Origin of the sequence: Thermophagus xiamenensis (assembly GCF_900112795.1) — a bacterium.
Classification (GTDB): domain Bacteria; phylum Bacteroidota; class Bacteroidia; order Bacteroidales; family Marinilabiliaceae; genus Thermophagus; species Thermophagus xiamenensis.
Genome location: NZ_FONA01000003.1, coordinates 151,665 through 164,414, shown reverse-complemented (window position 1 = coordinate 164,414; position 12,750 = coordinate 151,665). Strand labels below are relative to the sequence as shown.

Here is a 12,750-nt window from a genome sequence, read left to right as displayed (position 1 = left end):
GAGCATGTGGTTCTACAGGAGGCAAGTGGTCAGACAATAGGAAGTTGCGCCAAACAAATTGGAGTAACACGTTCGAAAATGCAATACTGGGTAAGCAAATACAAAGCCCTTGAAAAAACTAAAAAACAGAAAGCGACCCGGGCTTAATGTTGATTGATCTTGGCACATTTGATGTTCAGGAACCCATAATGGATTCTTTCGCTATGGCAGAATCTTCGGCACCAACGCCGGAACCATCGCAACAAGAAAACCGATTGAACCAAATGATACTAACTTTTCCCAATGGCATGTGCCTGAAAATTTACTAACTCATCATTGGACTGAGTGCCAACTTAGATTACTATTTGTGCTGCAATCCGGTTGATATGCGTAATGGCTTTGACGGTCTTGCCGGAATTGTACGTAATGTACTGAAGCAGGATCCTGCAAGTGGTTCCGTCTTTATCTTTATCAATCGTGCCGGAACGCATATCAAACTCTTGTAATGAGACGGTGATGGTTTTACCATGTTTTACAAACGCCCGGAGCGAAGCAGGTACTCTTTTGACAGGGGGATAAACCGGCACCATCACGACTTATTATCCGGGAAGAGTTGATAATGATTTTGGAAGGTCTTTCCTTTAAAGATTTCACCACCGAAATGATATTATTGGTCAGGAAATTACTGAAGAGTTGGATTATATGCCTGCCAAGTTATTCAAAAATCGCTATATCCGTAAAAAATATATTACCAAAGAGGACGAAAAAGCTAATCAAAACAAGATTAAAGCTGCATTGAAAAACAATAAAGAACGAGCCTTTCATGAGCTTAGTCTGATTCAGCTTCTCTATGCTATTGAAGCCATGGCACGGGATCAAAATTTATCTCATGAGCAAAGACATGCCCTGCGGCTGGAAAAGTCACTGCCTGTAATCAATGAAATAGGGACATACATTAATAAACACAAAGGTTCTGTTATGCCAAGAAGTCCTTTGGGCAATGCTTTTGAATATTGCAAAAACCGATGGACAAGTCTGCAAAACTATCTAACCAATGGAATGTTGGAGATAGACAGTAATCTGGTGGAGAACGCCATTCGTCCTCTGGCTTTGGGACGAAAGAACTATTTGATCGCCGGCTCACACGATGCTGCCAAAAATATCGCTATGTTCTACAGCTTTTTCGGCACTTGCAAGAACCTTGAAATCGACCCTCAAAAGTGGTTGAAGTACGTGATGGAAAACATTCACACCACTCCTTCCGAAAATTTCAAAGAGCTTTTGCCGCAATTTATTGGTAAAAGTTTACTCCAAGAATAAGCATTTGCTCGGGCGGATACCTTAAAATTAATTTTTTGTCTAATTTTAAGCTGTCCGGTTTTCGGGGAAAGGCTACAGGTGGGCTATAAATATCTAAAATCTTAAATGAAATATCTAAATTTTTAAATTTACAAAATATGTATTGTCTATTTTTGATTCGTTAAATTATTTTGACTAGGTTTTAAATTATAAAAGAGTCGAATTAATAAATTAATATAGACATGATTATTTCCGAAATTTGATAACAACTCCTATTGTAATTTGATTTTTTAAGTCAGCAACAGAAATCAAGTAAAGAAAGTTTGTCAAAAGGTTATCCTATTCCAAAATGCTAGGCACTGATAAATGAGAGAAATTATGAAAAGAAAAATTCCATTATTATTTTAATTTTTATTTTGGTTGGACTTAATTTCAATTCATTAGCTAAATTTGTTAACAATGAATCCAAGCCGATGAAAGATTCTTTTAGCGGTAAAATTTACTTTAAAACAGCACTAAATGCCTGCCAAATAATTGGGTATGATTCTGCTGCCATTGAAGTGGTGAAAAAACACTTCAATACTGTTGTGGAAGAAAACTGTATGAAAAGTTGAATGCTTCAACCTAGGAAAGGAAAAATTAATTTTGACCTAGCTGATCAGTTTGTTAAATTCGGAGAAGAAAACAAAATGTTAATAGTTGGTTATTTACTTGTATGGCACTCACAAACCGCGCGGTGGTTTTTTGATGATGAAGTGGGCAACGATGTTTCCAAAGAGGTTTTTATAGAACGCATGAAAACCCATAATCATACTGTGATTAGCTGTAATTAGGGAAAAGTAAATGGAAGGGATGTGGTGAATGAAGCTATCCTTGAGGATGGTACCTACCGGAATAGCAAATTCTACGAGATTGTTGAAGACGACTAAATAAAGCTGGCATTCCAATTTTTTAATGAAACCGACCCTGAAGCTGAACTCTATTACAATGATTATTCAATGGCTACATCTGTAAAAAGGGACGGAGTTGTTAAATAAAATGGTAAAAAAGTTAATTAAACAGCGAGTAAGAATTTAAGAATTAATGCTATTGAGAATGTAGGGACACATTGGTCTTGAGTACCCATCAATCCAGAAATTTAAAAAAATAATTGAAGAATACTCAAATCATGGAATAAAGGTAATGGTTACTGAACTAGATCTTTCCGCTCTACCTGTTCAAGTTAGAAGAGTTAGGGTGGATTTATCCGTAAATTTCGAATACAAAAAAATCTAAATCCTTATGAGCTAAGACTGAGCGATTCGTTTTTTGCAGCTTTCGAAAATCGTTACCGTGCTTTTTTTTAGTTATTCTATAACACAAGGATAATATATCCAGAATTACCCTGTGGGAGAGTAAATGATAATAATTCTTGGAAAAACAACTGGCCGTTAGGAGGTAAAGCAGATTATTCTTTATTAAGAAAAAATAATCCAAAACCGGTAATAGATAGAATTGAACATTATTAATATGGCAACAAGTTATTTTCAAAAATCTTGTAAAAGAACCACTAGCATAAGAATTATCTTAAATCTTATGTCCATAATGCTTGCAGAATGCGATTGTAATGTTGTAGATAATATAAAAAGAATTCTAATCTGAGTTTTGGAAAAATGGGATGTCATAATAGAAATTTCCGTAACCTCTTTCTTGAAGCACGTTACAGTCAAAATGAAATTGAAAAAAAACAGAAAAGACTTATTACAACCTTTTTATAGGTCCGGATCGTATATATTTCGAAGTTGGTGATTCCATGGGATGCGTTTCAGACCTTAAAAAACATGACGTGCGTATAGATGTCCTTTCTTATGGTATGATGGTTGCTTTTCAGTTTAACATGAAAGAGTTTTTTGACAGGATTTGGCGGGAGACCAAAAAATTCCTTCATCATAAGGAAGGTCCACGGAAAGGATATTTTGCATTGAGTTTTGATCCGGAAAAAATGCAACCCAATTCCTACGGAAGTGCTTCCGATGGAGAATTCAATTTTGTGACTATTCTTTTGCTGGCATCGAATCGTTGGAAAATGGTAAGGGATTGATTATTATGCCAAAGAACGAAACATAGTGGATTTTATGTAGGAGAAAGACGGGATGGGTAATATCGTCAACATCATCTATAAGTAGCATAAACATATCTCTTTTGTTCCGGAAGGTTATGAGGACAATGAGACAGATATATACTATTGTATTCCAGAATTTTATTGGGGAAGAAGGAATAGACTCTTGAAAATCAATACAACCTAGATGGTTCAATTCTAGAATGGATTTTGTCTGGAGGTAATTATCCTTCAAAACTGAGGATTTCCCTTTGGTCGATATCAACTTCTGCAATCCTTTCATTTGTTAATGTTAAAAAAAACTAAAAATGTATTGATTTCGTTCATAAAATATGATATTCCAAACAAGAAACTTATGATGATGGCTTTTTTGACCCTTTTTACGATGGTTTATTTTATCTTTTTTGTCTAACTCATTTGTGTGGGGAATAGCAAATTTTTACTCCTACACAGAATTAAAACTTTTATTTTCAACTCAAAAGGAAGTTTATTCTAAAAAACAAAAACTTTTATGTTATGAAAAAAATAGTTTTATCCCTCTTTTCGCTGCTTGTTCAGGTTGCCTTTGCTCAAAGCCCTGTAAACCCGGCACCAACTGGTTTTGATATTTATAATCCTGAAATTTCTCATGGTAAGATCGATACTATTACTTATCCATCAAATACTGTCGGCAACAGCCGAAAAGCATTGGTATACACACCTCCCAGATTTGATTATAGAAACGAGTATCCGGTTCTTTATTTATTGCATGGTATAGGGGGCGATGAATTTGCATGGACAAAAAATGGAAATGCAGGCATCATTTTGGATAATCTTTATTCGCAGGATAAATTAGAACCTATGATTGTTGTCATGCCAAATGGCAGGGCAATGAAAAATGATCGTGCACAAGGAAATATTTTCAGTCCTGAAAAAATAGAAGCATTTGCCACATTTGAAAAAGATTTGATTAACGATTTGATCCCTTTTATTGAAAATACCTACCCTGTAAAAAAAAACCGTGATTTCAGAGCCATAGCCGGTCTTTCCATGGGCGGAGGTCAATCTCTGAATATAGGTCTTAGCAATCTTGACAAATTTGCATGGGTGGGAGCTTTTTCTTCAGCCCCAAATACGAAAAATCCCAATGAATTGATCCCTGAACCATTAGAATGGGATAAAGACCTTAATCTTTTATGGTTGTCTTGCGGAGATAAAGATAATCTGATTCAAATCAGCAGAAATTTTCATAATTATTTGAATAAGTCGGGCATTCCTCATATATTTTATGTTGACCATGGCTACCACGATTTTAACGTTTGGAAAAATAGTTTGTATATGTTTTCTCAGCTTCTTTTTAAGCCGATAGAGGAAGAGATTTTCGATGACGTAAGTAATGTTGGACGACCTGCAGAAACCAATGTTAGTTCGGCTGAATTTCCCAAAATTCATCCCGACGGAACCGTAACTTTCCAAATTAAAGCTCCTGATGTGAAAAATATTCAGTTGAGTCTTGGGAAAATATACGACATGACTAGAACAGAAGAGGGTATTTGGCAAGTTACAACTGACTCTCTTGGAGAAGGATTTCACTATTATTCTTTAATTATTGATGGGGTTGTAGTGGCCGATCCAGCAAGTGAGACCTTCTACGGTATGGGTCGTATGACAAGTGGAATTGAAATTCCTTTTAAGGGTGATGATTATTATACCATCAAAAATGTCCCTCACGGGGATATTCGTATTAAACGCTACTATTCCGTAGTTACTAACAGTTGGAGACAGATTTATATGTACTTGCCGCCAGGATACGATGATTCAGAACATGAATATCCTGTTTTGTATCTTCTTCATGGCGGAGGTGAAGATGAACGGGCTTGGGCTACCCAAGGAAAAGTTGACCTTATTCTCGATAATCTCATTGCTGAAGGTAAAGCAGTACCCATGATAGTTGTTATGGTGGATGGTAATATTCCGCTACCTTCTTTGGGTGAAGGAATGTTGAAAATTTTTGAAAAGGAACTTATAGAAGTAGTTATTCCTTTTGTTGAAAATAACTATAGAACGAAAATCAATTCAGAAAATAGAGCTCTTGCAGGATTATCAATGGGGGGAATTCAAGTCCTATATACAGGCCTCTATAATTCAAATATTTTTTCAAGCCTCGGTGTATTCAGTTCTGGATGGATTATGAATTTACACAATGATATTGCTACCGATCAATATAAATTTATGAGTGAAAATGTGGATAATATAAACAAAAACTTGGCTAATTTTTGGATTTCAACAGGCGGAGAAGAAGACATTGCTTGGAATAACTGTCAAAGGATGATGTCAAAGTTTGATGAATTAAACATTGATTATACCTACAGTGAATATCCCGGAGGTCACACATGGCCAGTTTGGAGAAACAATCTATATAATTTTGTGCAGGTACTTTTTAAATGAATAATTTCTTCCTTGCAGGGATGAAAACTTTTAAAGTAAACTGAGAAAGCACATCGTTTAACGCTGAATTCAAATCAACGAATTTGAAACCGAAAAAAATTTAAACTTACTATTCAGAAGCAAGTTGTGAATAAGAGTTTCCGAATTGAAACCGGTTGAAATACGTAGTCTCTGTCTATATAGTTCCATTAGACGTACCCTGCTTGCCTTGAAATTACTTGTCCCGATTTTAGGGAATCCCTATTTTCAGACTTTCCTAGTCTTGATAGTGATATTTCTTGAGCAGAAAAATGTGTTATATAAATCTTTGAGAATAATTAAATAATAAAGATTTTTTATGAACTACAAAATCAATTTACTTTTAACAACATTTTTAATGGCTGACTTTTTTTGTTTGGCCCAATCAAATGATATGGTAATCGAAGATTTTGAACCTTCATATATCAACCAGCCAGGCCATGAATATCCCATGGTTAACTCCCAGGGCCGTGTTCGGACAAAAATTTTTGCCCCCGATGCCAAATATGTAAAGCTCGACATCGGTGGTGTAAAATACGACATGGTAAAAGATGAAGAAGGAATGTGGACTGGAGTGTCGGATCCCCAAGATATTGGTTTCCATTACTATCAGCTGAATATTGACGGTGCGTCGGTGCCCGATCCAGGTGCAATGTTGTTTTTTGGTGCTTGTCGATGGGGTAGTGGGATTGAGATTCCTTCCAATGACCAAGTAATATTTGCAGTAAAGAATGTTCCCCACGGTCATGTGCATGAAATCCGTTTTCCTTCGAAAAGTTCCCAAAAAACTCTGAGGGCCTTTGTTTATACACCTCCTGGTTATGAGAAAGAAATTTCAAAACGTTACCCTGTTTTATATCTTCAACACGGTTATTGCGAAAACGAGACTTCATGGCCCAATCAGGGACATGCCAATTTTATTATGGACAATCTTATTGCCGAAGGAAAAGCCAAACCATTCATAGTCGTGATGGCTTATGGAATGACTAATGAAATTGAGTTCGGTCGCTTGCGTGATTTTGATATTTTGCCTTTTCAATCTGTATTGGTAAATGATCTCATTCCTTATATCGATTCTAATTTCCGCACCTTAGCCAACCAAGAGAATAGAGCCATGGCAGGGTTGTCAATGGGTGGTTTTGAAACAAGGCTTATTTCATTGAATAGGACCGATTTGTTTTCATATTTAGGATTATTTAGCGGGGGTGTATACCGACCCGGGGACTTCAAAGAATATGAGACATTGAAGCTTGTGTTTATTAGCTGTGGTAGTAAAGAAAATCCTGAATGGGTGAAAAAAGCAGTTAACGAATTAAAAAATGCTGGATACCATGCTGTTTCTTACATCTCAGATGGTACAGCACACGAATTCCATACCTGGAGAAGAAGTCTGTATCAGTTTGCTCAATTGTTATTTAAATAGTGTCTTTTCTTAATGTCATAATTTGGTATATTTAGCTTACGATTAAATTGCTCATCCATACTGATAGGTATGCAGTTTTAAATGTCTTGTAACTGTCATTTTCCAAACTGGCGCATGATTGGAAAAAACTATTTGAGTCTTATAGATAAACATTGAATAATAGTAACAGTCTAAATTTATGGTATCCACCCATCAAACCCATTTTTTCTGTCATGACAGTGGCTATTAGCTTTGTCACAAAAAAATCATGAAACACATAAAATCTTTGCACCGTAGCTTGAGCATGTGGTTCTACAGGAGGCAAGTGGTCAGACAATAGGAAGTTGCGCCAAACAAATTGGAGTAACACGTTCGAAAATGCAATACTGGGTAAGCAAATACAAAGCCCTTGAAAAAACTAAAAAACAGAAAGCGACCCGGGCTTAATGTTGATTGATCTTGGCACATTTGATGTTCAGGAACCCATAATGGATTCTTTCGCTATGGCAGAATCTTCGGCACCAACGCCGGAACCATCGCAACAAGAAAACCGATTGAACCAAATGATACTAACTTTTCCCAATGGCATGTGCCTGAAAATTTACTAACTCATCATTGGACTGAGTGCCAACTTAGATTACTATTTGTGCTGCAATCCGGTTGATATGCGTAATGGCTTTGACGGTCTTGCCGGAATTGTACGTAATGTACTGAAGCAGGATCCTGCAAGTGGTTCCGTCTTTATCTTTATCAATCGTGCCGGAACGCATATCAAACTCTTGTAATGAGACGGTGATGGTTTTACCATGTTTTACAAACGCCCGGAGCGAAGCAGGTACTCTTTTGACAGGGGGATAAACCGGCACCATCACGACTTATTATCCGGGAAGAGTTGATAATGATTTTGGAAGGTCTTTCCTTTAAAGATTTCACCACCGAAATGATATTATTGGTCAGGAAATTACTGAAGAGTTGGATTATATGCCTGCCAAGTTATTCAAAAATCGCTATATCCGTAAAAAATATATTACCAAAGAGGACGAAAAAGCTAATCAAAACAAGATTAAAGCTGCATTGAAAAACAATAAAGAACGAGCCTTTCATGAGCTTAGTCTGATTCAGCTTCTCTATGCTATTGAAGCCATGGCACGGGATCAAAATTTATCTCATGAGCAAAGACATGCCCTGCGGCTGGAAAAGTCACTGCCTGTAATCAATGAAATAGGGACATACATTAATAAACACAAAGGTTCTGTTATGCCAAGAAGTCCTTTGGGCAATGCTTTTGAATATTGCAAAAACCGATGGACAAGTCTGCAAAACTATCTAACCAATGGAATGTTGGAGATAGACAGTAATCTGGTGGAGAACGCCATTCGTCCTCTGGCTTTGGGACGAAAGAACTATTTGATCGCCGGCTCACACGATGCTGCCAAAAATATCGCTATGTTCTACAGCTTTTTCGGCACTTGCAAGAACCTTGAAATCGACCCTCAAAAGTGGTTGAAGTACGTGATGGAAAACATTCACACCCCACCTTCCGAAAATTTCAAAGAGCTTTTGCCGCAATTTATTGATAAAAGTTTACTCCAAAAATAAGCGTTTGCTCGGGTGGATACCGATAAAAATTGAATTCAAGGTTTATTGATTACATATCTTTCCCAGAATTTAGCAATACTGTCGGTCTTATCTTTTAAATCAAAAATCCACCAGTTTTCAACGCAATCGGAAAAGTCGACACCCCCATTTGCGATTGTAGGATTCTCCCAGGATGCTTCCCATCCTTTGCATATCTTATTGGCTTGTTCCCAAAAAGATCTTGCCTTGGCATTGGGATTTTCAGAGGCAAGAGCCTGTGTCATGAAACGGGTGTTTTTATTGTTGTAACCGGGCGTATTGTTGTCAGGGCTGTTTCCGTCATCAATTTTGACGTAATAGGTATTGTTTTTTACCCATTCCAGTTTTGTTTGATCGGATTTATCTTCGTTCCAATTGCTGTGTTGTACAACAATAACTTTGGATTTAATCACATTACGATCAACACCGGCTTCAATAAGTGCCTTAAGCATATCGTGGGTGAAGTCAGATTGTCCGGCTTCCTGTATAAACACTTTGCCTCCGGATTTCAGGGTTTTCTTAACCAATTTTCGAACTTTCTTCACCGATTGGTCTCGGTTTTCATGGGCATCGGTCCATTTTTTGTTTTTATGTCCAAAAAGGTTGTTGAAGAATTCGGGGGTGGCTGTATGGATGTATTTTCCGTTCTGGATACCGTATGCCCCGGCTACCGCAAAGTATTGAATACCTGATAAATCAGGATGCTGAAGCATGCATGCAAGAGCTGCAGCTGCATGTACATCATCTTCGTCGGGTTTCAGATCGAAACATGCGAGGAGTAAATCTTTCTCTTTGTCAAAATAGGGCCGAGCAAAAATGTTGGATGAGATTCCCAATACAGTAAGAAGAATCACTAAAAAGAGATTTTTTTTCATGATTAAGAAACTTTTTGGTTGGATAGAAAATAGATGAATTTTAAATATTTGGTTTGTTGAGTTTGCGATTATAGTAAAACCGCTTTTTTATGTCTTTTCACATCTGTCCAAAATATAGCCAACTAAGTTCCGGAATAACTTTTAGCAAATATTTTGGGGTTCTGGAACATGAAATACCAATTGGCTATGAAGCCAAAAATAACACTATTTCTACAATTTGTTCAGACCTTATGCCGAAATTCATTTAAAACACCGGTTCAGAGATACGAAGCTGACAAACACAACAAAGGAAATGATTGTTGGATACATTTAATAACCATGTTGTATTGTCTGCTTTCCAGGTTGAACATACATAAAATGTAACCAACGGTTTGCATCTGGCATAGGGTAACCCTAATTATTTAGAACTTCAAATGCCGTGCTTATTCAGAATTGGACAGCATGGTTTTGTATTGCATGTAAAGAATAATCCCTTTTTATAGTCGAATATTCAGTCGTCCTGAAGTGAAATAGGATTACCATGGGTGAGGGTATTTGTTTGTAATTAAAATTGTTGGGGTGGATAAGATTTGATGATCTATAAAATTTATTTTTTCTTTGTGCCATTCAAAATTCGATAATTATGAAAATAAATGTATGCATTTTAATATTGCTATTGGTAAATGTTTTGTTAATGTCCCAGAATCCGGTACAAACAATTCGGGGTGAGGTGGTGGATGCTATTACAAAAATGCCGCTTCCCGGTGCAAATGTGGTGTTGGAGGAGACCGGAGCCGGAACCTCTACCGATATGGATGGTCGTTTTGAGCTGCCAGATGTAACGGTGGGACGCTATACGCTTCAGGTAAGGTTTATCGGTTACGAACCGGCAGTTATTTCAGAGCTTTTGGTGGGTTCAGGAAAAGAGGTAGTTGTGAAAGTGGAGATGGAGGAGGCCGTTTCTAAACTTAACGAGGTAGTTGTCAGTTCCGGCTATAGGAAAGACCGTCCGGTGAACAGTATGGCAGTGGTAAGTGCCCGCACTTTTTCGGTAGAGGAGGCGCGACGATATGCTGGCGCCTTGGATGACCCGGGACGTATGGCCGGCAATTTTGCAGGCGTAACCACTGCCGGAATCAATAATAATGCCATCGTTGTCAGGGGTAATGCGCCCAAGGGATTGTTGTGGCGGCTGGAAGGAGTGGATATTCCTGTTCCTAGTCATTTCTCGGGTTCCAATGTGGCTGGTGGAGGAGGATTGACCATGTTTAGCAGTCAAATGTTGTCCAATTCTGAATTTTATACGGGTGCCTTTCCTACCGAATATGGAAACGCTACTGCCGGCGTTTTTGATATGAAGCTGCGCAATGGCAATAATCAAAAGCAGGAATTTGCCGCTCAGGTAGGGGTACAGGGTATTGAAGCCGCTGCAGAAGGTCCTTTTCGGAAAAAGTCCGGGGGCTCTTATTTGTTTAATTACCGTTATTCCACCATGGCATTAATTTTTGATTTTTTGCCCGAGACACGAGAAGGAACTGAAATTCCCGTCTATCAGGATTTGTCGTTTAAGGTGAATATGCCGGCAGGCGATGCGGGAATTTTTTCTTTATGGGGCATAGGAGGCCTTAGCAAAAGTACTTCCAGTGGCTTTGACGAACCCAATAAATGGAAATATCCTGAGGACAGGGAAAAGATGCGTTTTGAATACAATATGGGAGCTATGGGAGTTACTCATAGAAAGGCTCTTTCGGAAACCACCTATTTGACTTCGACCGTTGCCGTGAATACCGGTCAACATGTGTATGAAGAAAAAATCAGACTGGATGATGCGATTCCGGATTTGTTATTTCCTAAACTTTTTGTGGAGCAGATATAAGGTCGGTTGGTTTTCTCTTCGATTTTTACCCATAAAATTAGTTCCCGTTTTTCCATGAAGGGGGGTGTTGACGCTGACAATATGTTTTTTGATCTTTCAGGTGATTCTCGTATTGCGGAAACGGGCGATTATGTGTCTTTTCTGGATGGTTCCGGAAGCAGTTGGCTATTGTCGGCCAATGCGCAGGCAAAGTATATGATAACCGACCACCTGTTTTTTACCGGCGGGGCGAATGCTTCCTGGTTTCAATTGAACGAGGAATTGAGAATAGAGCCAAGGGTATCTGCCGCCTGGCAGTGGCATCCCAATCACAGGATTTCGGCAGGATATGGAAATCACAGCCAGGTAGAGCCGTTGTTTGTCTACTTCGTGAGCCGCATCAATGATGAGAGCGGTGAAATTATTCATCCTAACAAAGGACTTAAACGAATGGGTGCCCACCATTTTGTTGTGGGATATGACTGGTCGCCTTCCGCTAATTTCAGAATAAAGATTGAACCTTATTATCAAAAACTTTACGATGTGCCGGTGGAAGAGGGAACCGCCTATTCGATGCTGAACTTTCGAAGCGACTGGACCTTTGATAAGGCATTGGTAAACGATGGAACAGGCAGAAATGTGGGTGTTGACCTCACTGTTGAGCGTTTCCTGAATGAAGGATATTATTATATGGTTACAGGTTCGATGTACGACAGCAAATATACCGGGGGTGATGGCGTGGAGCGTCGTTCCCGATACGATGGTGAATATGTGGTCAACCTTTTGGGCGGAAAAGAGTGGGATGTGAGAAAGAAAAATTTGTTGGGATTAAATTTCAAGGTTACTTTTATGGGACCTTTCTGGCATCATCCTGTAGATGAGGCAGCCACAGCCATAGCCGGAGAAATTGTGTATGATGAAGATCTTCCCTTTGTGGACCGCTATTCCAATCTGGAGGCATTGACCGATGTAACATTTACTTACCGGATCAATGCCAGGCAATCGTCATCGGTGTTTGCGCTGCAAGTCAAAAATCTGGCCGGGCGCCAATATCAGGGAAAACGTTATAATTTGATTTCACAGGAAGTTGAGAATGAATTCTTCTATAGTGCAATCCCGTTTGTTAGCTATAAAATTGAATTTTAATTGTATCGATGAATAACTTTTGGGCATCACCTGTTTAAAACTGTTTGTCAAGGTT

Annotated in this window: 11 protein-coding genes and 3 pseudogenes; 13 read left to right on the top strand and 1 reads right to left on the bottom strand. The window is 38.3% G+C overall.

All coding sequences use genetic code 11. From position 1 onward, the window contains the following. Window positions 1-344: 344 nt before the first annotated feature. The 10 genes and pseudogenes from tnpB (BM130_RS02745) to BM130_RS02710 all read left to right on the top strand — a co-directional run. On the top strand, window positions 345-485 hold the full coding sequence (gene tnpB, locus BM130_RS02745; RefSeq protein WP_139217717.1) for an IS66 family insertion sequence element accessory protein TnpB: 141 nt from the start codon (window positions 345-347) through the stop codon (window positions 483-485). Window positions 486-771: 286 nt separating this feature from the next. After that, a pseudogene (locus tag BM130_RS02740) lies at window positions 772-1,299 on the top strand (IS66 family transposase); the annotation flags it as partial. 452 nt (window positions 1,300-1,751) lie between these two features. After that, a complete protein-coding gene (locus BM130_RS15250) occupies window positions 1,752-1,892 on the top strand; it encodes an endo-1,4-beta-xylanase (protein WP_138956908.1) in 141 nt (46 codons plus the stop codon). Continuing rightward, window positions 1,893-2,315, top strand: a pseudogene (locus tag BM130_RS15615) (endo-1,4-beta-xylanase). Between the two features lie 70 nt (window positions 2,316-2,385). Continuing rightward, window positions 2,386-2,553, top strand: coding sequence for an endo-1,4-beta-xylanase (locus tag BM130_RS15790; RefSeq protein ID WP_138956910.1), 168 nt, complete (start codon window positions 2,386-2,388; stop codon window positions 2,551-2,553). A gap of 517 nt (window positions 2,554-3,070) precedes the next feature. Next, window positions 3,071-3,358 carry a glycosyl hydrolase family 8 gene (locus BM130_RS15610; RefSeq protein ID WP_010528049.1) on the top strand — a complete coding sequence of 96 codons (288 nt, stop codon included), beginning with the start codon at window positions 3,071-3,073 and terminating at the stop codon, window positions 3,356-3,358. A gap of 534 nt (window positions 3,359-3,892) precedes the next feature. Then, window positions 3,893-5,803: an alpha/beta hydrolase-fold protein gene (locus tag BM130_RS02725; RefSeq protein ID WP_010528050.1), complete on the top strand. Its 1,911-nt coding sequence runs from the start codon at window positions 3,893-3,895 to the stop codon at window positions 5,801-5,803. A 376-nt stretch (window positions 5,804-6,179) separates the two neighbouring features. Continuing rightward, window positions 6,180-7,244 carry an alpha/beta hydrolase-fold protein gene (locus tag BM130_RS02720; RefSeq protein ID WP_237706148.1) on the top strand — a complete coding sequence of 355 codons (1,065 nt, stop codon included), beginning with the start codon at window positions 6,180-6,182 and terminating at the stop codon, window positions 7,242-7,244. 623 nt (window positions 7,245-7,867) lie between these two features. Beyond that, window positions 7,868-8,008 (top strand): IS66 family insertion sequence element accessory protein TnpB, encoded by a 141-nt coding sequence (tnpB, locus tag BM130_RS02715; protein ID WP_139217717.1) that lies wholly within the window; start codon window positions 7,868-7,870, stop codon window positions 8,006-8,008. A 286-nt stretch (window positions 8,009-8,294) separates the two neighbouring features. Then, window positions 8,295-8,822: pseudogene (locus BM130_RS02710) on the top strand (IS66 family transposase); the annotation flags it as partial. 35 nt (window positions 8,823-8,857) lie between these two features. On the opposite strand, the gene BM130_RS02705 reads toward BM130_RS02710, so the two are convergent. After that, window positions 8,858-9,715 carry a hypothetical protein gene (locus BM130_RS02705; RefSeq protein ID WP_010528675.1) on the bottom strand — a complete coding sequence of 286 codons (858 nt, stop codon included), beginning with the start codon at window positions 9,713-9,715 and terminating at the stop codon, window positions 8,858-8,860. A 168-nt stretch (window positions 9,716-9,883) separates the two neighbouring features. Between BM130_RS02705 and BM130_RS15785 the strand changes: the two genes are divergently transcribed. The 3 genes from BM130_RS15785 (at window position 9,884) to BM130_RS15150 (ending at window position 12,695) form a co-directional block, all read left to right on the top strand. Further along, the gene (locus tag BM130_RS15785) at window positions 9,884-10,078 is read left to right on the top strand and encodes a DUF4372 domain-containing protein (protein WP_074964246.1); all 195 of its coding nucleotides are present in this window, start codon (window positions 9,884-9,886) and stop codon (window positions 10,076-10,078) included. Between the two features lie 259 nt (window positions 10,079-10,337). Next, window positions 10,338-11,570, top strand: a complete 1,233-nt coding sequence (locus BM130_RS15155) for a TonB-dependent receptor (RefSeq protein ID WP_052298969.1) — start codon at window positions 10,338-10,340, stop codon at window positions 11,568-11,570. Between the two features lie 54 nt (window positions 11,571-11,624). Next, the gene (locus tag BM130_RS15150; protein WP_052298968.1) at window positions 11,625-12,695 is read left to right on the top strand and encodes a TonB-dependent receptor domain-containing protein; all 1,071 of its coding nucleotides are present in this window, start codon (window positions 11,625-11,627) and stop codon (window positions 12,693-12,695) included. Window positions 12,696-12,750 lie beyond the last annotated feature (55 nt).